A 24,049-nucleotide genomic window follows, 5' to 3' on the forward strand; every position below is an offset into this window, starting at 1 on the left:
CAACGACGAAAAATAAAAATAATAAAAATCAAGGGGATAAAACATCATATGAACATAAAAGTCATAAAAATGTAATTTTCGCTTATGGGGAAAGCGTGGTGTCCGGTCTTTACTTATGAGACCGGTAAAAAACCGTCTGAGAGTGCTGCACACAGCACCGAAACAAATAGAGATGAGGAGACCGAGGCAGATTAGGGCATTTGCATGCTTTGTTGTCGCGGCGCAATTGGCAGTTATGTCTGCCTCTGCACAAAGCGTTGATACTCGATACGAGTTTAGTATCGACGGGGGGACGCTTGGCTCGGTGATGGATACAGTCCATGAAATCACCGGAGTTGAACTTTTATTCTCTAATGATTTGGTGCCGGTTGATGGGCTTAACCCCGTCAAAGGTCAGTTTACTGTCACTGAAGCTCTGGAAATCATGCTCCAGGGGACGGGTCTTTCTAGTGGTCTCACTGAGCGCGGGATGGTTGTCATCACGCGTAAGACAGGTGCGAAAGCGCCGTTCGGGGAGACAGAAGACGTGAATAAACAAATTAGACAATCATTACTGGCAGGGGCAGCCGCAGCTGCTGTGACATTGGGGCATCAACAAGCCCTAGCGCAGGAAGCGCCAGAGCAAGTTGTAGCTGATACTGAGCGTAAGCTCGATACAATTGTGATTACTGGTATCCGCGCCAGTCTTGAGCAGGCCGTTGATAAAAAACGTAATTCCAATGTAATTGCAGATGTGATTAGCGCGACTGATTTGGGCCGTTTCCCAGATGAGAATGTCGCAGAATCTCTACAGCGCGTGACGGGTGTTCAGATACAACGTTTGCGCGGTGAAGGCTCCCGCGTAAGTATTCGTGGTTTGCCGCCCGTATTTACCTCAACCACATTGAATGGTCGCAATCTGGCATCGGCATTTGCGCTTAACAATCTTGAAGCGGCATCGCGTAGTTTTGAGTTTTCTGCTCTGCCGTCTGAATTTGTGAATTCGTTGGAAGTGTACAAATCACCTATGGCCTCCATCCAAGAGGGGGGGCTGTCTGGGACTGTGATTATTCGTACGCCTAGCCCCTTAGATATTGGAAAGCGCCAAATTTCGCTTTCAGCTCAAGGGGCGCACGAGTCTAACTCTGGAGAAATTGCACCACGCGTTGCCGGCATTTATTCGGATGTGTTCGCCGACGGTAAAGTGGGTGTGACGTTTGGTGGAGCATTCTCTCAACGCGATTCAGAATCTCACGCTACGCTGAGCCGTGGTTTCCGTAAATCTCGTGAATATACTCAGAACATTCTTCTTCTTGAGCGTTTTGAAGAAGAAAAAGAACGTATGAGTTTGCTCGGTAAAGTGGAGTGGGAACCTGTTGACAGTATGAGACTGTATGCAGATGCCTTCTATACTAGCCTTGATAACACTTCAGTGCGCTCTGCTGCTGCGTATAACTTTGGAAACACAATTGGGCGTGTACGTCCGGGATCTCCTGAACAAAAAGTTCCAGAACTTACACAGCAAGAGAATGTAAATGGCACTTTGCTGCACACAAAACTTGGACTGACGAATGTTGAAATGCGTCCAGGTGGGCGTGTGCAAGTGCGTGATGGTGAAACGCTGGGAGTTTCAACGGGCGGTAAATATGAAGTTGGTGACTGGCAGTTCTCTGGTGAGATTGGTTTTTCAACTTCAGAGCAATCCGCAGATGGACTAAATTTGCTAACTCGTGGTTATATTCCACAGGCGGCATATGATGCGACAGTAGATAGTGATGTATCTAGCCTCATTCTTGATGAGGCTTCTCAAGCATATGCGGATGATCCAAACAATTATGAATTCTTGAACTTTTTTGGTGAGTTCGGAAGCAAGATTGAAGATGAAATCTTTAATGCTAAATTTGATGCCACACGCGATTTAGACCTTGGCTTTGAAAGCGCATTTAAATTTGGTGCCGCATTTTCTGAACAAAATCAGACAGGTATATATCGTAGATTAGATATTAATCAGGATGTTATCGCGGACTTGCTCAATCTATCACGCAATGAGGCTGGTAATTACTCTGCAGCATCGCTCGTAGAGCTCGTGGATGCGGGCGGTGGTAGTTTCCTCGATGCGTATGAAGGTGGAGCGCGTGTCCCATCGTTATTTATGGGATCCCGTGCGCGTGATATTGTGAACTCACTTGATCGCGGTACGTTGGCGCAATTGGGTACAGTGTCTGAAGATACTGCTGCTGCGATTGATGTGACTGAGAAAATCATGTCCGTATATGGGCAAATGGATTTCGCTTCTAATGATCACCGCATTTCTGGTAATTTCGGTGTGCGATTGGTCAATACAGATCAAACGACGCGTGGATTTGCGCCCGACCTTACAGGCATCACGATAGAGCCAGATGGAGGGGCTTTGATTAAAATACCGCCGGGTGCTCCGGTGACAGTGAGCAGGGATTATCTTGATATTCTTCCATCTGCTAACCTTCAGATCGAATTGACAGATGATCTTGTGGCGCGTGTGGCAGCATCGCGCACTATGGCACGACCAAACCTTGGTCAGATTTCGCCGTCGACAACAGCAAGCAATGTTCCGCCAACGATCAATAGAAACAACCCAATGCTAGACCCGTTCCGGTCCAACAATTTTGATATGGCATTGGAGTGGTATTTTGATGATGCATCGATTTTGTCAGCAACTTTCTTCCACAAAGATCTGGTGTCGCTGATTGAAAAAGATACGAGCATTGAGAATTTGACAATCACAGAAATTCTTGGAGATGGGACACGTAACCAGATTTCCGAAGAGTTTATCGTCAATTCGATTGTGAATGGTGACGGTGTGAATGTGCAAGGGGTAGAGCTTACTTTCCAGCATAGTTTCAGTAACTTGCCGGGATTGTTAGCCAATACAGGCGCATTGTTGAACTACACCTATATTGATAATTCCGATCCAGATAAAGTTGTGGGTGCATCTGCAAACAACTTTAACGCTAGCGGTTATTATGAAGGCGATCACTTGTCCTTGCGTTTGTCTTACACATGGAGAGACGAGTATCTTGTCAATGATGGTGCGCAAGAAGGCTTTGGTCAGTTCATCGAGGCTGGCGGTGTGCTGGATGGAAACATTACCTATGACATCAACGAGAATTTCTCGATGGTCTTGGAAGGTATAAACCTGCTTGATGAGCCGATTGGATCATTTGACGGCAATGGTTTCCCAGCTGTTTTTGAAGACAATGGTCGCCGTATACTCTTTGGTGCAAAGGCCAAATTCTAAAGCATACAGCGTCGCCTCTAATAGTAGGGGCGGCGCTATCATTTTTAATTTAAAAACTCCTCCTAGACTTTTAAACATCCTAATTCCCGCTTTAGCTCAAGACATTGAGACAGGGCGGGATTTTTTTGTGCAATATTGTCGGAATATGAGCGGTGCTTTTGGAGGCAAGGTCGTGCGCTGACTAGGGGCTGGTATAGCAGCGATATATGCCAAGGTATGGTCTGGTGTCATGCTGGTGCGCACGTGCAGGGTGGGTAGTTAATGGTCGCAGTAGAACAGCTTGAGCTTAGGTGCAAAAACGCCCCGAATTTACATTCGAGGCGTTTAATGAGTTTCGTTTTTTGTGTGCGGTTAGTCTAAATCAGTACGTACCACATCTACAAATAATGGACCTTCTGCAAGACGCTCTATTTTCAGGTAAGCATGGAAGTTTCCTTCAGACGCGGGCAGGGTGACATTTTTGAACATCACATGTTTTTGGCCTGCTTTGATAGGCTGTTGAAGGTGTAGGTCGTGATATTGCAAATGTGCAATGCCGTCTTTTTCAGTTTTTGGCAGGTCTAAGGACACATCATACTGTCCGGCTTCTGTTTTGACGCGCCAATGGCCCAAATTGTTGGTGACGTTTACGCGTGGACCACCCCAGTCAAATTGGGAGAGGTTTACCGCTGGGGCCTGCTTGCTTCCAAGGTGGATGCGTTGAATGCCTTTGGCGTCACGTTCTTCTGTGACTTCATCAAACCACGCCTCATATTGTGCTAGATATTCTTCGACAATTTCAGGGTGATCTGCCGCAATATTGATGCGTTCGCTTGGGTCGTTTTCTAGATCGTAAAGTTCCAGATTGGCGAGCACTTGTTCAAGTTCATCATCCGTAGGTTGGAAGAGGATTCCATGCGGGAAATCATGTGGGCTAATGAGTTTGTATTTTTGACCGCGTACGGTGAAGTGCATGTATTTAAATGGGGTCGGTCCGTAATGCATTTGGACGAAGAAATTTCGGTCATCCAATGTTGTATCTTCTTCTTGCTTCCATACAGGAAGAAGTGATTTTCCGTCTATTTCCAAATTGTCTGGAATATCAATGTCGGCCGCGTCTAGTAGCGTAGGCATGATATCAATCATCGTGCCCATTGTGTCTGTTTTAATGCCCTTATCGAGCACGCCCGGCCAGCTTACAAAAAACGGAACGCGGATACCATTGTCATACACGCTGGTTTTCGTGCCGCGTAGATTTGCAACCCAGCGACCAGGGTAGGAGTCGTTTTTCGTGCGGCGGTCCCTTGGGCCATTGTCGGACATGAAAATGACAATAGTGTCTTTTTCAATGCCTGCATCTTTCACCTTTTTTAGAACCCGTCCCACATTGTAATCAATGCTTTCAATCATACCGAAAGTGAGGGCGTTGTCTTCGTGTAATCCCATTTTACGGAAGCGGTCTGCCAGAGAATCTGGAACTTGCAATGGGAAGTGGGGAAGGTTGGTTGCAAGATAGACAAGGAAAGGTTTGTCCTCGTCTTTTTTCTCGTCAATGAAATCGAGCGCAGCTTCTGTAAAAATATCGTCGACATAGCCTTCGTATTTCGTCGAGACATTATTGTGCTCAAGGATGGGATCAAAATAAGTGTTGCCGGCAGGCCCGGCCGCTTGGCCGATACCGCCACCCTTGTGAACGAGCGCTTCTTCAAACCCTTGGTCAGTTGGGCGCATCGGGTAGTTATCCCCGATATGCCATTTGCCGAAAATTCCTGTGCTATAACCATTGTCGCGTAAAATTTCAGCGAGTGTAACTTCTGAGGCATTCATCAAGTGATCAACTTGAGTCACGGCTGTGACGCCTGTTCGGTAAGGGTATCGCCCCGTCATTAAGCCAGCACGTGTGGCTGAACAATTTGGGTAGGTAATGAAGGTGTCCATTTCTAAGCCTTGTTTACCGATCTTCTCGATATTGGGCGTTTTTAGATATGGATTGCCATGCGCGCCTAAATCACCATAGCCCTGATCATCAGACATCATAATGATGATGTTTGGTTTTCCTTCAGCATTCGCAGACGTGAAGGCTGTGCTCGCTAACAGGGCGGAGGTGAGGGCGAAGCCGGATAAAAGTTTAGAGAACGTGCTTTTGTTTTTGATATCGGTCATTTGGAAATGTCCTTAATTCAAGAATGAGAATTGATGCAGCACTTTGCGCTGACAATTTTGGGGAGCTATCCTTTAGGAACGATGCGTTCCACTTTTCCAACAAGGAAAAGATAGCTACACGTGCCGATAAGACCCAAGCTGGCGACGAAGACGAGCGCAGGCTCGAATTGACCGCCCTTTGCGAGGACGCCGATGGCATAGGGAATGACAAAGGCGGAAAGTCCACCAATGAAATTAAAGGTGCCGCCCACAAGACCAACTTTGCCTTGCGGCGCTAGAAGAGACACAAAAACCCACGCAATCGAAGCGAGACCAATGCCGAAAAAGGCAAGGGACATAAACGCCATAATCCAGAATGTGCTTTCAGTATAATTTGCACCGATAATGGATGTGGAGAGCAACATGCCCAAAATAATAGGTGATTTGCGCGCAACTTCTTTTGATAGTCCGCTCTTTACGAGGAAGTCTGAGCTAAACCCAGATAACAAAATGCCGATAAAGGCAGCGATAAAGGGCAGGGATGCAAGATAACCTGATTTGATGAAATCAAGGCCGCGATAATCGACGAGATATTTGGGAAACCATGTCATGAAGAAAATGGTTACGCCGCCTAAGCAGAATTGCCCGATATAGATTCCCCAGAGCTTTCTGTGGATGAGGGTTTGTTTCAGGTCGCCCCAATTGAACCCTTTTCCTTTGGTCTTGTCGGTCGCTGGCTTTACCTCGTCTTTATTATACCCACCACCATCAGAGATGATTTTCAATTCTGCGTCATTTACACCCTTGTGTTCATCGGGATCGCGATAGAAGAAATACCAAATTACGCCCCAAACAATGCCGACGAGTCCGGAAATGATGAACAGACCCCGCCAACCATATTGGGCTTGAATGAGGGTAAGGACTGGCATGAGGAACGCTATTCCGAGAAACTGCCCTGATGTGTAAATTCCAATCGCTGATGCGCGCTCGTTTTCTGGAAACCAGTTGGTCGCAACCTTATTATTGATCGGGTAGGATGGGGCTTCAAAAATACCAATCGCCCAACGACATCCCATGATGAGAAGAACGGAATTGGCAAAGCCTTGCAGCAGGGTGGCAAGTGACCATCCAATTAGAATAATGGGATAGAGAATGCGTGACCGCATAAGATCGACAATAACACCGCCGGGAATTTGCGAGATCGAATAAGTGATACCAAAAGCGGCAAATATCGCGCCCATTTGTTCGGAGTTGAGTTCTAATTCTCCACTCAGCGCAGTTGCGGCAATGGAGAGGTTGGCGCGGTCCATATAGTTTATGACCACGGTGACGAAAATCATTGCGAGGATTGCAAAGCGTTTTCGAGTTGGTTTTTCACGTGGGGGTGTTTGCGTTGCCGGATTTTCGGCATTTTCAGTCAACATTTTCCATCCGCCCTAAATGTTATTATATATTTTCAAAAACATCATATGTTTGCAATATAACACCAATAAATAGTCGCAATTGCAATGGTGGCTGCCCGTTTACGGGTAACAAAAACTTCTCAAAACAGGGGTATATTTGATGAGGAAAATGAGTTTCAACTGTCGCGTGTGTTAGACCGTGGGTGTGAGTGCGCTTGAGCTTTGATTTCACATAAGAAAAAGGCGCACTCGGCTCAAAAAGAGCTGGGTGCGCCAAGTTACGGGACATAGTTACAACTAAGTCTACGGGAAAAAAACTGGTTAGATTCCGACCTCAAAGTGCTTGATAAAGGCGGGGTCTGGATCGACGCCGAGACCTGGACCGGTTGGAATTGAGATAGTGCCACCTGATTGTTTAACGCGTTCTTTGACCTTTAGAGGCTCTTTGAGAAGTTCTTCGCGAAAACGGTTTGGAGTTGTGTCGTATTCTAGCATTGGCTGCACTGGATGCGCCGCGCCCGGAAAGTCGGGGAGGGCGGCGAGTAGGTGTATGTTTGTACCGACTGCAACTGCTGAACCCCAAACATGGTTCACAACAGGGACAAAGTGGGCGCGCGCCATTGCGAGGACTTTTTGGTATTCTGTGATGCCGCCGAGTGCGCAAACTTCGGGCTGGAGAATATCTACGCAGCGATTTTTGATAAGGTCACGGAAACCAAAAGAGGTGAATTCCGCTTCTCCACCCGCAATATTCACATCCAATGCTTCGCATAATTCGCGATAGCCTGCATGGTCTTCTGGTGCGACGGGTTCTTCAAACCAATTCACGCCTAATTGCTCACAAGCGCGGCCAATTGGAATGGCTTCACGTGTTGTATAGGCATGGTTTGCATCAACCATTAGTCCGATATCAGAACCTATAGATTCACGTACTATTTGGATGAGTTCAATATCTTCTTTAACGCCAAGGCCGATTTTCATCTTCATGGCTTTAAAACCGCCATCGGCAATCTGTGCGCTATCGCGGGCGAAACGCTCTTTTAGGTCAGGCACACGTTGCAACATCATGCCATAGCCATAAACGGGAATTTCAGTACGGAAGGCACCGCCTAGCAACTGGTACACAGGCAGGTTTAAGGCTTTCCCTGCGATATCCCATAGCGCAATATCGACACCGGAAAGTGATTGAATTGGCATGCCTTTTTGGCCATGGTCACGCATTAAGTTATAAGCTTTATGCCAAATAACATCGCGATCAAGCGGGTTCATTCCAACAATCATCGGCTGGATGACCTGCTCTACGATTGTTTTGTTGGCGAGGGCGATATTCCCCCCTCCGAAACATTCCCCCCAACCCGTAATGCCTTCGTCAGTGCTTACCTCAACAAGGTGAGCTGTGCGCTTTGTGTAATATTGTTGCGAATAGCCAAGTTCTTCTTCCAGATCGTATTGAAGGACGTGACTTTGGATTTTTGTGATTTTCATAGCGTTGCCCTACTTAATAATAGCGCGGCTAACGCGTTTTGGAGCAAGATATTCGTCAAGCGCAAGGTGAGAACAATCCACACCAATACCGGATTGTTTAATACCACAATGAGGAAGGTTGATTGCGTATTTGACGCCGTTAATTTGGATTTCACCGAAACGAAGACGGGCTGCGAATGAATCTGCGCGATCTTGGTCTTGCGTGAAGATATAGGCTGTCAGGCCTGCATCTGTGTTGTTTGCGATGTCCAGAACGTCTGCTTCGTCTGTGAACTGCATCAGATTGATAACAGGGCCAAAAACTTCTTCACGACACACGCGCATGTCGTCCGTGACATTGGAAAGCACGGTGGGTGCGTAAAAAGAACCTATATCTTGTCCTTCTGGGCGACCACCACCTGCGAGCAGGGTTGCGCCGTTTGCAATCGCGTCTTGAACAAGCCCATCAATGCGCTTCCAAGAGCCTTCATCAATGACTGGACCCATATCAATATCTTGGTCTTTTCCAAAACCAACTTTTGTCGCTTTTGCGCGCTCAACGATTTTCTGTGTGAAAGCTTCAGCCACTTCCGCAGCCACAAATACGCGGTTTGGCGCAACACAAATTTGGCCGGAATTTCCATATTTCAACGCGACAACTGTATCTGCTGCAAGATCAAGGTCTGCATCTGCGAATACGAGAACAGGGGCGTTTCCGCCAAGCTCCATAGAGTAGCGTTTGATAGATGTAGAGCCCGCTTTCATAACGTGCAGACCCGTTTGCGTAGATCCGATAAGGGTCAACATGGCTGGAATTGTTGACGCGCTGATCAAATCACCGATCTCGCGATTATGTCCGCTAATGATGTTGACGACACCGGCGGGCAAGCCGATTTTTGCGCACAACTCACCGACAGCATAGGCTGACAATGGGGTTTGCATTGAAGGTTTAATGATGATCGGACAACCTGACGCCATTGCTGGCCCAAGTTTGTAAGCAAGGTTTAGCAGCGGGAAATTCCACGCCAAGAATGCAGCCACAACACCAATTGGCTCACGCGTGAGCATGTGGGTGTGCGTACCTTCCTTGTCTTTAAGCTCTTCACCCTTAATCGCCATGATTTCGTCGGCGTAGAAGTTCAAGCTATCTACGAGCATGTCATAATCGTCTTTGGTTGCAGCCCATGGCTTACCCATTTCGAGGTGAACACATGTGCGCAGGTGGTCTTCATGCTCAATAACTGCGTCGCGTAGCTTGTGCATCCATTTCACACGCTCAGAAGCAGGCATGTTGGCCCACATAGGGAATGCTTTATCGGCAGCGTCGAGGGCTGCGAGGGCCGCATCAGCATTGGCTAAAACGATTGTGCCAACTGGAGCTTCTGTTGCGGGGTTTATGACTTCAAAAACTTCGCCTGCATCTACAAGCTTACCGTCGATATATGGTTGTTTTGCAAACATTTGAACTCACTTCCCAATTCTTATTTCGGCGTACACTGCAAACGGTAATCTGCGATTTATAACAATCAGGAGATAGGTCGACGCTTTTGCAGGGGGCGAGACATATCAGAGATTATGCGGATTGCATTCGTGTATCTATTGTTTAATGTTTGATAACATCATATCTTTGAGTGTGCAAACAGAAATTCAGTTTTCTGAGGTGAAGTTTAGCTTCAAAAACGATGATTTTAAAAATGTGACTGTTAAATACCTACATATATTCAGCATTTTAGGTGTTGGAAACTAAACACGGTGCGTAGAGCCGTAAGGCAGAGTGTAATGTGAGATATTGTATACAGTCGATAATATCGGGGGTCGTTTAGGAGAATGTGTGGGTTTCTACCGGTAAAACTTAAGCGACCTTTGGTGGCTATTTCTAATAATAAAGTAGGGCAGGGAAAATGAACTATTCAAGACGTGGCATATTATTGGCTGGAGCAGCTTCGATGGCTGCTTGCTCAATGCCAAACACATCCAATGAAAAAGACAATATTGAAGGATCTGAAAATTCTGCGAGCAAACCTATTTTACCCGTGGGGGGATATATAGAGGAGACGGCATCAGGGATTGAAGACCTTATTGATGTGTCTTCGCCTGTAGAAGTAATTGGTGAAGGATATAATTGGGTTGAAGGACCAGCTTGGCATCAGGCGCGCAACGCACTTTATTTTTCTGATGTGAATGACAATGTCATTTACGAGTGGACAACTAAAGCAGGGGTGAAGCCATTTGAAACGCCGGGCGGTGTTGCTCAAGAAAATGCACCTGGAAAAATACGCTTGGGATCGAATGGTCTCTGGGTGTTGCCCAATGGCGATATGATGATTTGCAATCACGGGACGCGCGCTGTTGAAAGGTTTGATTTCCAAACGCGCAAACGCACAACCATAGCTTCAACATTTCAAGGCAAGCGTTTGAACAGCCCGAACGATGTCGTCGTTGCAAGTGATGGGACGGTCTATTTTACAGACCCTGTGTCGGGATTAGAAGGTGCGAACCAATCTCCATTAAAAGAGCAACCACATAATGGCGTCTATCGAGTCGATGTGAATGGTGAGATTAGTCTGCTATTAGAGGATATGATCTTCCCTAATGGTGTGTCTCTGTCGCCGGATGAGCGCTATCTATATATAGCGCAATCTGAGAAGTCAGAAGCTTTTGTGCGGCGTGTTGAATTGCTTGCCGATGGCGGGCTTGGAGAAGATAAAATATGGTTTGATGCGCGTCCTTTCTATGTGGATGGAGCAATTGGAAATCCTGATGGAATGGCGGTGTCAAAATCTGGACATTTAGCTGTCACTGGGCCAGGCGGTATATTTCTTTTAACTCCTGATGGAAAATTATTGGGTCGCATCCGTACAAAATGGTTTGCGTCAAATTGCTGTTTTGGAGAAGACGGACAAACTTTATTTATAACGGCCGATGACTATATGTTGCGCGTGAAAACAAAAATGACTGGTGTGCAATGGGTTTGAGCCAGTTGGGGTGTATGTAACAAACGCCCAAAGATCCCAATCCGCACTAACAGTAGGAGGGCTTACTTAGGTAAGCTTTGCTATTGTTGGTGTGTAGATTGTCGAAACTTACCTGAAGAAATGGAGAGAAGGCACGAAATAAACATAGAAAAAGCGTTCAGAATAGAGGCAATATTTCGCGTGTGTTTCGTGACCAAAAAGCACGATGTAAGAGAGATTGATGTGCTTTTCATGACACAAATGTAATCATTTACATTTGTAAATCACTGTTTCTTTACGGAATAATTTTTGACTTGTGCGCCCTCTTGCCGGAATTGAAATAGTAAGGCAGGCTTATCCCATCTTTTTTATTTTGGGAAATTACGGCGACGATGTCGAATAATTCACTGCCATCTCAACAAGACCATAAGGACGAAGAAAAAATCATTTCTTCGGACGAGAATGTTGAGACAGCATACTTGAATTCTTTGACAGAGTTGAAGCGTTATATTGTTCGCCTTTTGCCGAATTCTCATCTGACAAGTGAAGTTGATGATATCGCTCAAGAGGTGTTTTTACGCGCTTATGCAGCGAAGAAAAATCAGAAATTGGAGTTTGGAAGAGCGTATCTTTATAAGATTGCGCGGCATCTTTCCTTCAATGTTTCTAGAAAACGCAGAAGATCAGTTGAACTTGTAGTAGAGGATTTTGTGCGCGAAGGTGTTGCAGAAGATGTACAAGGGCATGCCGAGCAGTTATTTCAGCGTGATAGATTGAAAGCGTTGAATGAAGCAATGGCAACATTACCGCCTAAGTGCAGAGAAGTATTTTTCTTGCGCCATTTTGAGGGTTTGTCACATAAGGAAATAGCAAAGAAGCTGGAAATTTCGCCCAGCACAGTAGAAAAACACATTGCTAAAGCACTGCTTATCACATCCAGACACATGAAGGCGTCGGGATATGAGGGGCGACCTGACCGTGACGAACATTAGAGCAAACGTATTTATACAAAACGACCATGTAGGTGATTTTGACCAAGAGTATTGAAGATAGAGAGATGGAAGCCTGTGCATGGATCGCAAAGATCGATGGCGGGTCAGCTACGTCTGAAGATATTCAAGCTTTACGTGGTTGGCTTCAGGTCCATCCAGAGAATAAACGCGCTTTTGAAATGTTCTCCAGCGATTTCATCGCGGTCCGAGATCTATTATCAACTGTAGGCGAAGCTGTGCTAGACCTTGAGGCGGCAAGTAACCCGTCTAACTCTTTTGCTGGCTGGCTTAAAACAGCAAAGAGAAATTGGGGATTGATGGCGACAGGCGGAGCGTTGGCGGCCAGTCTCATCTGGGGCAGTTTCATGCTGCCGGGCGGATTTATGGATTCCGTTATCCCTAAAACCGAGAGCCCCGTTTTTTATGCATCAAATGTTGGGGAGCAGGAAACAATTCAGCTTGCCGATGGTTCAACAGTGATGCTCAATACAGACACTGAGCTATCTGTAGAATATACCCCTTACGAGCGACGCGTTCAGCTTGTGAAAGGGGAGGCCGTGTTTAATGTGGCGAAAGACCCTAACAGACCTTTCCGCGTGCACAGCAATAGAACTGTGGTGCAAGCAATTGGAACAGTTTTCTCAGTGAAGTCGGTCAAAGGCAAGGTAGAATTGCTTGTTGAGGAAGGCATTGTCGAGATGACGGCAAACGCCGTTGCGAAAGTCTCCATTGACCTTAATAACAGTATCGAACTCTCAGAGAAGCGGCGCGTGACATCCGGTAGTTATGCGGTGTTTGAGAGTGAGACAGACAAGCTCACAGAGATTAAAGATATCGCTCTGGTCGAGCGACGTATGTCGTGGCGTAAAGGTATGCTGACATTTGACAACGAACCCCTGCGGGAAATTGTCGAAGAGTATAACCGTTATTCAGGGCGTAGGATCGTTGTTGAAGACCCTGCATTGCAAGAAATAGCTATCGGTGGGACCTTTCCCATTGGTCAGACGGACGCATTCTTGGATGCGCTAGAGCAAGGTTTTGGTATCGCGGTACAGCATCGCGATGATCAGACGATTTATTTGACGAGCTCAAATTAAAATAAACATTTCAGCATGTTATGTTCTCATAATACTTGAAAATTTTTGTGCTGATTGTTGCCAATGATCCGTAAAAAGATAAGTATGAAATTCGCCTGCAAACTAATAAATTTACATATAAATCGCAAAAGTATGACTTTTTAATAGAGGATATCTATCCGCCGTTTGTTTACAACTAAGACGCCGCAATCAAAACAATAAAAGGTGGCGTTACCTGGGGAGGTAAAAGGATTATTATACGGTCAAGGAACCTATTCTTGATGGGTGTAACGGTCTGCACTTTGGCATTCCAAACAGCTAAGGCTGAAGGGATGAAGCACGTTTTTAATGTGCCGCCAATGACAGTCGTTGATGCCTTGAGGATAATTTCCGAGAAGTCTGATTATCCTTTTCTCTACTCTCCCAAAATAGTTGGAACCATCTCCACTGATGGTTTCGTTTGTGAATGTACGGTGGACGAGGTGCTTGCTAAACTTCTTGAAGGGCATGACCTCGAAATTCGGCGAACAGAATATAATGTTATTCTCATTCGTCGCATTACCCCACCGTCAGAGAATGGGGTAGGAAACGTGACGAATAATCAAAAGAAAGCTTTGTTGGCTGGGGCTGCTGCTGCTGCTCTAGTTTTGGGGAACCAACAAGCAAATGCTCAAGAGACAACTGAGCAAGCGGCAATTGAAGCGCAAGATGAGCAACGTACACTTGATACAATCGTTATAACCGGATTGCGTCAAAGTCTTGCACAAGCTGTGGACCGCAAAAGAAACAGTAAAGATATTATAGATAGCATTGTATCTGAGGATATTGGTAAATTCCCAGACGCAAACGTGGCTGAATCACTTCAACGTATTTCTGGTGTGTCGATCGACAGACAGGGCGGTGAAGGACAATCAGTGACGGTGCGTGGTTTTGGTCCACAATTTAACACTGTTTTGGTGAATGGACGCCGCATTGCATCAGATGCAAATGGACGCTCGTTTAACTTTGACCTCGTGCCAGCTGACCTTATCGGTGGTGCGGATGTATACAAATCTGCGAATGCCGCTTTGCAAGAAGGTGGTATTGGTTCAACCATCAATCTACGTCTTCAGCGTCCGCTTGATATTGGCAAATTCTCAGCGGTTGTCAGTGGTAAGGGCGTTTATGACAAACAGGCAGAAGAAGTTGCGCCGCAATTATTTGGCTTCGTAAGCAATACCTTCCTTGATGATAAACTTGGTGTGTTGGTGTCGGCCTCTTATCAGACCCGTAAAACATCAAACGATCAGGTGACAGCAAACAATAAATTCACTGAAGATTTCTTTGACGAGGAAACGCGCAAACGTGTATTTGCGAATGGTGTGGGTAATCCAGGCGTCGACAATTATGTCCACCTAACGCAAACAAATTATATCCGCGCAAATGAAGATCGCGACCGTTTAGGTTTATCTGGTGTGGTAGAATTTGAGCCAACCAATAATCTAAAATTCACTGTTGATGGTCTCTACACTAAGTTTCAGGTGACGGGTAACACAGTCAGCAACATGACGTTCAATGAGCGTGCAACTTTCCACAATGCAGTCGCAGATGAAAACAATGTGATTTTGCGGTATGATAACTTTGGGAACCCGTTCAACATCTTTATCGCAAATAATCGCGATTCAGATCTCTACCAAATTGGTGGTAAAGTTGAGTGGGACATCACTGACAATCTAAAAGCTACTTTTGATGTCTCCAAATCCCATGCGCAAAACGATGCCGCTGGTGGTAACTATTATGTGGTGGTTGCAGGCGAAAAAGCGATCTTGCGTAACGACCTTACATCCGGTCAACCAGCTCCAATCGGTACAAGCTATCTCTTCACACCAAGCACAGAAGATTTGAACGGCGATGGTGTTGTTGACCAATATGACTATGTCTTAGGCGATCAAATCGTCGTGCCTGATATCAACAAGCAAAACTCTTGGTATTCCCAACGTTCGGGTGAGGGCGACGAAGATGATATCACGGAGATCAAAGGTGATTTCGCTTGGAATGTTGATTATGGATATTTGCGCTCTGTAACGGCGGGTGCCTATCACGGTAAGCAAGAAAAAATCCACACAAGTGCGCGTACTGCAAACCCAAACAATGTACAGTATTTGAATGCGCAGATTCCACTTCCGGCAAGTTTCTTCACAGTTGACCATCGTGATGGCTTCCTTGGAGCCGTTCCAGGTAGCTATCCATCTGCAACACTGAATTTTGATGTTGAAGAAGTGATCGAATATCTTGAGCGTCCTGAATCTCTCGCCTTGCGCGATGAGTTGAATGGCCTTCCACCGGGTACAACTGCTGCTAATTTTGTGGGTGGTTTGGCTGCTGTTCCAGATCTTGCAAATGGATATGAGGTTGAAGAAACGATCACATCCTTCTTTGTTAACACAGAATTTGGTGCTGACATTGGTGAGATGGAATTGAATGTGAACGCTGGGCTTCGTTATACAAAAACTGAAGCAACATCAGCTGGTTATGCGCAAGGGTTTGCTAACTTCCGACCTAATACATCTCGTCCTGATGTGTTGGATGTAACGCGCTCCGTTGCAGCTCCGATCAGTGAAGACACATCGTACAACAATCTTCTACCATCAATTAATGCGCGTCTGCGTGTGAATGATAATGTTATCTTACGTGCTGCTTATTCAGAAACGCTTACGCGTCCAAACTTGAGCGATTTGAACCCAAGCATTATTACGCCGTTTGAGACACGTCTTTCAAACATGACTGGTACAGCAGGTAACCCTGCATTGAAGCCCTATATTGCCAAAAGCTTGGACTTCTCGTCTGAATTCTATTTTGGAGATTCTACAATTTTCTCAATGGGATTGTTCAATAAAGACATTGATGGCTTCATCGTTCGTGGAGGCGCACGTGAGGCGATTACTGTGCCAGAGCCAAATGATTTGGATTTGATTACAGAAGACCGCACCAACATTAGCGGAAATCAGATTTTCTTCCTTATCGACAGACCGCGTAACCTTGAAACAACAAGCGTGTATGGGGCGGAATTCTCCTTCCAACACACATTTGACTACCTTCCAAGCTTCCTGCAATACACAGGGATCAATGCCAACTTCACATATGTGAAAGGCACGGATGAGTTTGATGTGACACGTCAGGATAACAATGTGGTTCTACCTGGTTTGGGTGACTCACAAAACGTTGTTTTATTCTATGATGACAAGCGGTTTGAAGCGCGTGTGGCCTATAACAGCCGTGACCGTTTCTTCCGTAACTTTGCGGGTCTAGAGCCTGTGTATACAGATCAGTATGATCAAATTGATGCGCGTATCGCATACAACTTCAAAGACCGGTATCAGGTGTTTGTTGAAGGTACGAACCTCACTGAATCATACTCACGTAACACAGGACGTTCAGACGTGCGTTTCGTAAGTCTGGAATCTCCGGGTGCACGATTTACACTTGGCGCGCGTGCGCGCTTCTAGTTTGTAACTGAATAGATATGGGGAGGGTAAAACCTCCCCATATTTTTAGAGTGCATCACGAACTTTAAGTGCCGTTGCGGGAAAGTCGGCCCACACACCATCAACACCCGCATTGAAGAGGGCGATCAGCTCATCTTCAACGCTAGAATACCCCTCCATCACAGCATCATCACGCAAGGTGTAGACGTGTACCACGAGGCCAGCAGCATGAGCGCGGGCGACATAATCACTCGTTGAACCATCCGAATTGAGCACTAATTCTTTATAGATGCCCAAACCTGTCGTCGTTGTATCTTCAATCTTGATATCCCAACCCATGGGCTTTGCTGTTTTCTCAATGGCGATGTTCTGAATAAGTGGAAGATCGCTCTTCTGGCTCACCTTATTTAGAAAGCTAGGCTCAAAGCATTGAATAAAAACAGGTATTCCAAGTTTTTGTAATTGTTTCTTTTCAATTCCGTTCAGAAGGGGATCAACCATGTCATGGCCGATTGAGGCAAAATAATTAGGCCATTTTGCTTCAATATGTAGTCCTACAATGCGTCCTTTGTTTGCGTGATGAATCGCCAGATCCATAATTTCTTCAAAAGTTACAATATCATAGATGTCGTCATGCGCTTTTGAACGCCCTTTAAAAGCTTGACGTGCTTTTAAGGTTTTAATCTCTTCGAGCGTGAAATCATCAACCCACCAATCTTCCTGTACACCTAAAGGGGTTTCTCTGCTGGTTTTGCGGTCAGCAAACTCAGGGTGATCGGCTATATTGGTTGTGGCAGAAAGGTAGGAATCATGGCTGATGATAAGTACACCATCTGATGTCATTACCAGGTCTGGTTCGATGAAATCAGCACCTTGTTCAATCGCTGTTTCATATGCCTTTATAGTGTGCTCGGGATATAAACCAGATGCACCGCGATGGGCAATAACAATAGGTTTTTCTTTGTTTAGTGTCTTGTAATCACTTGTTTTAATATCACTCATCCCTACTGCTCCAATTGCTTAATAGACTACAAAGACAATCCTTTAAGACACTCTTTCATTCTTCATCCTATCGAAGCAAGTAGGCGATAGTTACAAGGTGTTCACGTGTAAGTGATCTGGAGCGGGGCGTTTGAGCCTTGATTCGGCTGCGGAATGATTCGAAAAGTGGTATAGTTGGGGGTGAACTCTATATCAGAGCTATTGTGCCTCAAAAGTTAGTAAAACTGGATAGTAAAATGACTGCACTAAAAGCATGCGGTATTGCAATGTTATGCCTTCTGGGAGTTGCGTCAGCAAATGCGCAATCTGGAAGAGGTGGAAATCAGTCTGCAGCCAATGTTTTTGTTGAGCCTGTTCAGAGTATTGAATTTTTTAATAATATTGAAGCGTTGGGAACGTTAGAGCCTAAAGAGCGCGTAGATCTAACACTTAATACAGCAGATCGCGTAACCTCATTATATTTTGAAGACGGGCAGCGCGTTAAAAAAGGCAAGACGCTTTTATCACTAGCGCAAGCTGAACAGGTTGCTTTGGTTGAAGCTGCAGAGGCAAGTGAAGATGAGGCTATCAAGCAACTCAATCGCGCGATACAGCTTGCGAATGAAGATGCTGTATCTCAATCTCAGCTAGATCAAGCGCGCCGGAATGCGAACGCTGCTAAAGCGCAAAAAGCGGCTGTATTATCACGCTTAAAAGACCGTGTGTTGGTTGCGCCATTTGATGGTGTATTAGGGTTTCGCCGTGTAAGTGTTGGTTCTTATGTAAGTGCGGGTGATACGATAGCGACACTTATAGATGACTCTGAAATGCGATTGGAATTTTCTATTCCTTCTGTGTTTTTAAGGTCTCTAACACTGGGAACTCAAATTGTAGCGGAAACGGCTGATATTCCAGGTGAAACTTTTTCCGGCGAGATTACAAGTATTGATAATGCAATCAATCCTGTCACACGCTCTGTTACTGTGCGGGCAACATTACCCAATGAAGATAGAATACTAAAGGCGGGGATGTTTATGACTGTTGAGCTTCGCGCAAATCCGCGAACCGCTCTTGCAGTTCCAGAGGGGGCTATTGAGCCGCGCGGTCCGTTATCTTTTGTCTATGTTGTGGATGATCAGGAAGGTGCGCTTTTCGCCAAACGCGTCGAGGTCACACCCGGTTTGCGCAGCAATGGTATGGTGGAAATCGAAGCTGGGCTTGAAGATGGACAACTGATCGTCACAGAAGGTCTAATCCGAGTGCGTGATGGCGGTGCTATCAAAATAGAAGACAAAGCGATGCTAAGCCCACGAATAAACTCACCTAAAGCACAGAGCATTGTTTCTAAAGATGAAAATTCACGTGCTTCAGGCGCGAGTTAAAAATGATTATTTCTGATATATCTGTAAAACGACCTGTTTTTGCATCCGTTCTTGCATTGATTTTGATCGTATTTGGTTTGGTTGCATTTAACCGTCTGCCTTTGCGAGAATATCCCGATATTGATGCGCCAATTGTCTCCATTGATACAAGTTATCCAGGGGCCTCGGCGTCCGTTGTTGAGACACGCATTACGCAAATTGTTGAAGACCGTATTGCTGGGGTTGAAGGGATCAGGTTTATCTCTTCAAGCTCCTCTGATGGTCGCTCTCGCGTAACTGTTGAGTTTTCGGTTGATCAGGACATTGATGTTGCCGCGAATGATATTCGAGATCGTGTATCGGGTGTGCTAGACCAATTCCCACCCGATGCAGATCCGCCTGAAATTGAAAAAGCAGATTCCAGTGATGATGTGGTTATTTGGCTAAACCTTGCCAGTGAGAATTTAACCACGCCGGAATTATCAGACTATGCGGATAGGTATTTAACTGACAAATTTTCAGCTTTGGACGGGGTGGCAAGGGTCCGTGTCGGTGGTGCGCGTGATTATGCTATGCGCGTCTGGATTGATCGACGTGCGTTGGCAGCGCGGGGATTGACTGTAAATGAAATTGAAAGTGCGCTTCGGAGTGAAAACATCGAAGCGCCCGCCGGTAGCATTGAGTCTGATACGCGCCAATTTACTGTCCGTATTGATCGCGCATTTCGCACTGCCGAGGATTTTGCAAACCTAGTTATTGCTGAAGGAGACGATGGGTATCTTGTCAGACTTGGTGATGTTGCCCGTGTAGAGCGCGGGACAGAAGAAGACCGCACCATGTTTCGCGGCAATGGGATACCTATGGTGGGGCTGGGTGTATCCAAGCAGTCAACAGCCAACACGGTGGACGTGGCCAGAGGGGCACGAGAGCTTGCCCAGAAGCTAAACGAGACTATGCCAGAAGGCATGCGGATCTACCAAAGTTACGATTCATCCGTGTTTATCGATGCTTCTATTGATGAAGTGTATAATACGCTTTTCATATCAATCGGTTTGGTAATCGTCGTTATATTCTTATTTCTTGGCAGTATCCGGTCGACTATTATTCCTGCGGTTACAGTACCTATTTCGATTATTGCAACGTTTATCGTGTTGTTTGCATTGGGTTTATCGGTGAACTTGCTGACACTTCTAGCGCTTGTTCTGGCCGTGGGGCTTGTGGTGGATGATGCCATTGTTGTACTCGAGAACATACATCGAAGAATGGACGAAGAAGGGGAAACCCCGCTTGTTGCTGCCTATTTGGGAACACGTCAGGTCGGGTTTGCTGTTATTGCGACAACTCTGGTCCTAATCGCAGTATTTGTCCCAATCACTTTTATGGAAGGTGATGTTGGGCGCTTATTTACTGAATTTGCACTCACAATGGCTGCGGCTGTCGCGTTTTCTAGCTTGGTTGCGTTGACTGTTGCACCCATGCTTGCCTCTAAGGTATTGAAACCAAAGTCAAAAAATACAAACGGTTTGCAGAAATTGTTGAACGGTTTTTCTGCTGGAGTGGATAAAGTCGCGCGCGGCTATGGGTGGTTTTACGACAGAACAGTTGCGCGCCCCTTATTAATGTCCATTCTATTTCTAGCGACTATCTTTGGTTCTTGGATCATTTCTCAGAACGTCACGAGTGAATATGTGCCGAAGGAAGATCGGGGGAGTATCTTCGTTTCCGTTCGGGGACCACAGGGTGCATCTTATCAATATATGGAAAAATATATGGATGAGATTGAACGCCGTATGTTGCCATATACCGAAACGGGCGAGGTGCAGAGATTGCTTTTGCGAGCTCCGGGATTTGGAAGTGCAAGTTTCAATCAGGGCTTTGTTATTATCTCTTTGGACAGATGGGGGAAACGCCGTCCAGGAGAAGAAATTATTACTGAAATCAACGCGAAACTTGCTGATTTACCGGGTATTCGTGCGTTTGCAAATATGCGCCAAGGGCTAGGTGGTGGTACTGGAAAGCCCGTGCAATTTGTGCTTGGCGGTCCCTCTTATGAAGAGTTGACGCAGTGGCGAGATATTTTTGTCGAGGCACTTCAGAGCGCTGATATTGGGCTTGTTGATATTGATTGGGATTATAAAGAGACCCAACCCCAATATCGTTTGCAGGTCGATTATAACCGCGCTGCTGATTTAGGGGTAACGGTATCTGAAATCGGGAACACTTTGCAGACTATGCTAGGGTCTCGGCGTGTAACGACTTATATTGAGAATGGTGAGGAGTATGACGTCATTCTTGAAGGGTTGAGAAGCGATCAAAACTCTCCAAATGATGTTCAGAACATTTATGTAAGGTCTCAAAGGTCGGGCGAACTTATCCCTCTTTCTAACCTGATTACTGTTGAAGAAGTTGCTGATAGTCCGTCGTTGAATAGGTATAACCGCTCTCGTTCTATAACTATTGAGGCTGGGTTAGAGGAGGGTGTCTCATTAGGGACCGCACTCGATGAGATGTCTCGCATTGCCAGAGACGTGCTTCCTACGGAGGCGGTCATTGATTTTAAAGGACAATCTTTGGATTATCAAACTAGCGGTTCATCCATGCTGTTTGTGTTTGGGGTGGGATTAATGATCGTATTCTTAGTCCTTGCAGCTCAATTTGAGAGCTATATCCACCCGATTATTATTATGCTGTGTGTTCCAATCGCAATTGGCGGCGGAATATTTGGGCTTTGGATTACAGGTACAACCTTAAATATTTATACCCAGATTGCGCTAATAATGTTGATCGGTTTGGCTGCAAAAAATGGTATTCTGATTGTAGAATTTGCAAACCAATTGCGGGATGAAGGGGTGGCTTTTGAAAAAGCGCTTCGTGAGGCTGCAATGACGCGTTTTCGTCCGATTTTGATGACAGGACTAACAACGGCGGCTGGTTCCTTGCCTTTGATTTTATCAAGTGGTGCAGGGGCGGAAACGAGACAAGCTATTGGTGTTGTTATTCTTTTTGGGGTTCTGGCATCCATTGTTGTTACGCTATTGCTTGTGCCAACCGCATATCGGCTAATCGCACGGGGAACAGGTTCCCCAGGGGATGTGACGCGTAAACTGGGCGAACAAATTAGCGCGACGTCTGTGAAAACTCCAGCTGAATAGCGACAGAGTGTGGCGTGCTATGGCTGCGCTTATATCCTGATGGGTCTTTGCCTTCTCTATGCAAGTGCTGCGGTGCTTGCCTGATACGTATATGACGAACCTTTGGTGCGTATCTGCTGGCATTGTGTGTGTCTCGTGTCGAGGGACTTGTATAATTCAGCGCCTCTGCCTATGCCTACATATCAAAGATATGATGAATGGGGTTTTGAGATATGCTGAATGACAAACTGGCGGGAACATTAAAATCACTGATTGCTGCAAGTTTTGCTGGTCTATTAATTTCGGCATGCGCAGCCCAAGAGGGTGGAGAAAAAGGGCAAGTCGAAAGCTCAACCCCTGACCGGAAGAATGTCGTTTTCATTCTTGTTGATGATTTGGGGTATGCTGATATTGGCGCATACAATCCAGATACGTTTTATGAAACACCCAATGTCGATGCCTTAGCGCAAAGCGGTGTTATGTTCACAAATGGATACGCAGCAAACCCCGTTTGCAGTCCTTCACGCGCTGCGATCATGACGGGTAAACATCCGACACGTCTGCAAGCTACTGACTGGTTCCACGCAGATGGTGTGCCTCATCGGGCCGAGCGTTTTCAAGCGGCTTTGATGAAGGAAGAGGTTGCATCTGAAGAGGTGACGATAGGCGAAGTATTTCAAGAGAATGGATATCAAACGGCTTATTTGGGCAAATGGCATTTGGGAGAAGACGAAACGGTATGGCCAGAGCATCAGGGGTTTGATGTAAATATTGGTGGATTTTCCAAAGGGCACCCAGCGGCGGGATATTTCTCACCTTATAAAAATCCAAGATTGGAAGATGGTCCCGAAGGTGAATATCTCACGACACGTCTGACAGATGAAGCTGTCAGTTTAATCGACACATTCTCGAAAAACCAAGACCCATTTTTCATGTATATGGCATTTTACACAGTGCATACGCCACTGCAGGCACCGGCTGATTTAATCCGCAAATATGAGAATAAATGGGTAGAAGATGGCAAAGCCGATTTTGCCGATGAAATCCAATATTTTGCCGATACGGAAGAAGTGCGTAAGGTTCGAATCCGGCAAAATCACGCAAAATATGCCGCAATGGTAGAGGTGATGGATACGAGCGTCGGGCGTATCTTGCAGGCACTTGATGATGCGGGTGTCGCCGATGATACGATCATTGTCTTCACATCGGATAATGGTGGTTTGTCCACTGCCGAAGGTTTGCCTACGAGTAATCTGCCACTTCGTGGGGGTAAAGGCTGGTTGTATGAAGGCGGCATTCGGGTTCCCTTTATTGTGAAATTTCCTGACGCAGCAAACGCGTCTACTAGAGTGGATATGCCGGTTTCGGGACAAGATTTTTTGCCAAGCCTAGCTGCAATGAATGGTCTGCAAAGCGTAGCAGTGAGCATGTCTGACGGACTGGATTTTTCTGTTCTATTGAAGGAAGAAAATTATAATGTAGCCGAGCCACGTCCATTATTCTGGCATTACCCACATTACAGCAATCAAGGTGGTTTTCCGGGTGCGGCGGTGAGGCTTGGTAATATGAAATTGTTGCAAAATTTTGAAACAGGAGAGGTGCAACTTTACAATCTCGAAGAAGATGTAGGTGAGACGAATGATATAGCATCTGAAAACCCAGACACTGTGCGCCAACTGAAACAATTATTGCTCGAATGGTATCAAGAAACAGACGCACATTTTTTAAGAGCGAAAGAGGGAAGCGAAGAGAGACCGTGGGAGCCAAACATCACGCAGCCGTGATCGTCAAAATACAAAATTCAGCTTGAAAAGATCAAATTAAGGTCGATCTATATGACTAGATT

13 protein-coding genes are annotated in these 24,049 nt (G+C 45.8%); 8 read left to right on the forward strand and 5 right to left on the reverse strand.

Annotated elements, in window-relative coordinates; all coding sequences use genetic code 11:
* The first annotated feature begins 235 nt into the window (after window positions 1–235).
* Window positions 236–3,256 carry a TonB-dependent receptor gene (locus ACFQS8_RS13780; RefSeq protein WP_382168337.1) on the forward strand — a complete coding sequence of 1,007 codons (3,021 nt, stop codon included), beginning with the start codon at window positions 236–238 and terminating at the stop codon, window positions 3,254–3,256.
* A gap of 351 nt (window positions 3,257–3,607) precedes the next feature.
* Here the strand turns inward: ACFQS8_RS13780 and ACFQS8_RS13785 are convergent, their stop codons facing one another.
* The 4 genes from ACFQS8_RS13785 to ACFQS8_RS13800 all read right to left on the reverse strand — a co-directional run bounded on the left by ACFQS8_RS13785 (window position 3,608) and on the right by ACFQS8_RS13800 (window position 9,705).
* Window positions 3,608–5,398 (reverse strand): arylsulfatase, encoded by a 1,791-nt coding sequence (locus ACFQS8_RS13785; RefSeq protein WP_382168339.1) that lies wholly within the window; start codon window positions 5,396–5,398, stop codon window positions 3,608–3,610.
* Between the two features lie 65 nt (window positions 5,399–5,463).
* A complete protein-coding gene (locus ACFQS8_RS13790) occupies window positions 5,464–6,801 on the reverse strand; it encodes an MFS transporter (RefSeq protein WP_382168341.1) in 1,338 nt (445 codons plus the stop codon).
* A gap of 300 nt (window positions 6,802–7,101) precedes the next feature.
* Window positions 7,102–8,265 carry a mandelate racemase/muconate lactonizing enzyme family protein gene (locus ACFQS8_RS13795; protein WP_382168343.1) on the reverse strand — a complete coding sequence of 388 codons (1,164 nt, stop codon included), beginning with the start codon at window positions 8,263–8,265 and terminating at the stop codon, window positions 7,102–7,104.
* Window positions 8,266–8,274: 9 nt separating this feature from the next.
* Window positions 8,275–9,705 (reverse strand): aldehyde dehydrogenase family protein, encoded by a 1,431-nt coding sequence (locus tag ACFQS8_RS13800; protein WP_382168345.1) that lies wholly within the window; start codon window positions 9,703–9,705, stop codon window positions 8,275–8,277.
* Window positions 9,706–10,145: 440 nt separating this feature from the next.
* Between ACFQS8_RS13800 and ACFQS8_RS13805 the strand changes: the two genes are divergently transcribed.
* The 4 genes from ACFQS8_RS13805 to ACFQS8_RS13820 all read left to right on the forward strand — a co-directional run bounded on the left by ACFQS8_RS13805 (window position 10,146) and on the right by ACFQS8_RS13820 (window position 16,751).
* A complete protein-coding gene (locus tag ACFQS8_RS13805) occupies window positions 10,146–11,219 on the forward strand; it encodes an SMP-30/gluconolactonase/LRE family protein (RefSeq protein ID WP_382168347.1) in 1,074 nt (357 codons plus the stop codon).
* Window positions 11,220–11,590: 371 nt separating this feature from the next.
* Window positions 11,591–12,190 (forward strand): RNA polymerase sigma factor, encoded by a 600-nt coding sequence (locus ACFQS8_RS13810; protein ID WP_382168349.1) that lies wholly within the window; start codon window positions 11,591–11,593, stop codon window positions 12,188–12,190.
* A gap of 38 nt (window positions 12,191–12,228) precedes the next feature.
* Entirely contained in the window at window positions 12,229–13,287 is a 1,059-nt protein-coding gene (locus ACFQS8_RS13815; protein WP_382168351.1) for a FecR family protein, read from the forward strand.
* A 311-nt stretch (window positions 13,288–13,598) separates the two neighbouring features.
* A complete protein-coding gene (locus ACFQS8_RS13820) occupies window positions 13,599–16,751 on the forward strand; it encodes a TonB-dependent receptor (protein WP_382168353.1) in 3,153 nt (1,050 codons plus the stop codon).
* A gap of 45 nt (window positions 16,752–16,796) precedes the next feature.
* Here ACFQS8_RS13820 and ACFQS8_RS13825 read toward each other — a convergent pair whose 3' ends face one another.
* Complete coding sequence (locus tag ACFQS8_RS13825; RefSeq protein ID WP_382168355.1) at window positions 16,797–17,732, reverse strand: glycerophosphodiester phosphodiesterase family protein; 936 nt, start codon at window positions 17,730–17,732, stop codon at window positions 16,797–16,799.
* A 236-nt stretch (window positions 17,733–17,968) separates the two neighbouring features.
* On the opposite strand from ACFQS8_RS13825, the gene ACFQS8_RS13830 reads away from it, so the two are divergent.
* From ACFQS8_RS13830 to ACFQS8_RS13840, 3 genes are all read left to right on the forward strand, one after another.
* A complete protein-coding gene (locus tag ACFQS8_RS13830; protein WP_382168357.1) occupies window positions 17,969–19,093 on the forward strand; it encodes an efflux RND transporter periplasmic adaptor subunit in 1,125 nt (374 codons plus the stop codon).
* Between the two features lie 2 nt (window positions 19,094–19,095).
* Entirely contained in the window at window positions 19,096–22,224 is a 3,129-nt protein-coding gene (locus ACFQS8_RS13835) for an efflux RND transporter permease subunit (RefSeq protein WP_382168359.1), read from the forward strand.
* Window positions 22,225–22,436: 212 nt separating this feature from the next.
* Window positions 22,437–23,987, forward strand: a complete 1,551-nt coding sequence (locus ACFQS8_RS13840; RefSeq protein WP_382168361.1) for a sulfatase — start codon at window positions 22,437–22,439, stop codon at window positions 23,985–23,987.
* The last annotated feature ends 62 nt before the right edge of the window (window positions 23,988–24,049 follow it).

This window comes from Hirschia litorea, assembly GCF_042665075.1.
GTDB classification, from domain to species: domain Bacteria; phylum Pseudomonadota; class Alphaproteobacteria; order Caulobacterales; family Hyphomonadaceae; genus Hirschia; species Hirschia litorea.

Excerpts from the sequence above, each read along its gene's own strand:
- ACFQS8_RS13835 (WP_382168359.1), top strand. The coding sequence starts at position 19,096 with ATGATTATTTCTGATATATCTGTAAAACGACCTGTTTTTGCATCCGTT.
- ACFQS8_RS13795 (WP_382168343.1), bottom strand. The coding sequence starts at position 8,265 with ATGAAAATCACAAAAATCCAAAGTCACGTCCTTCAATACGATCTGGAA.
- ACFQS8_RS13830 (WP_382168357.1), top strand. The coding sequence starts at position 17,969 with ATGACTGCACTAAAAGCATGCGGTATTGCAATGTTATGCCTTCTGGGA.
- ACFQS8_RS13790 (WP_382168341.1), bottom strand. The coding sequence starts at position 6,801 with ATGTTGACTGAAAATGCCGAAAATCCGGCAACGCAAACACCCCCACGT.
- ACFQS8_RS13810 (WP_382168349.1), top strand. The coding sequence starts at position 11,591 with ATGTCGAATAATTCACTGCCATCTCAACAAGACCATAAGGACGAAGAA.
- ACFQS8_RS13805 (WP_382168347.1), top strand. The coding sequence starts at position 10,146 with ATGAACTATTCAAGACGTGGCATATTATTGGCTGGAGCAGCTTCGATG.
- ACFQS8_RS13785 (WP_382168339.1), bottom strand. The coding sequence starts at position 5,398 with ATGACCGATATCAAAAACAAAAGCACGTTCTCTAAACTTTTATCCGGC.
- ACFQS8_RS13825 (WP_382168355.1), bottom strand. The coding sequence starts at position 17,732 with ATGAGTGATATTAAAACAAGTGATTACAAGACACTAAACAAAGAAAAA.
- ACFQS8_RS13820 (WP_382168353.1), top strand. The coding sequence starts at position 13,599 with ATGAAGCACGTTTTTAATGTGCCGCCAATGACAGTCGTTGATGCCTTG.
- ACFQS8_RS13780 (WP_382168337.1), top strand. The coding sequence starts at position 236 with ATGTCTGCCTCTGCACAAAGCGTTGATACTCGATACGAGTTTAGTATC.
- ACFQS8_RS13840 (WP_382168361.1), top strand. The coding sequence starts at position 22,437 with ATGCTGAATGACAAACTGGCGGGAACATTAAAATCACTGATTGCTGCA.
- ACFQS8_RS13800 (WP_382168345.1), bottom strand. The coding sequence starts at position 9,705 with ATGTTTGCAAAACAACCATATATCGACGGTAAGCTTGTAGATGCAGGC.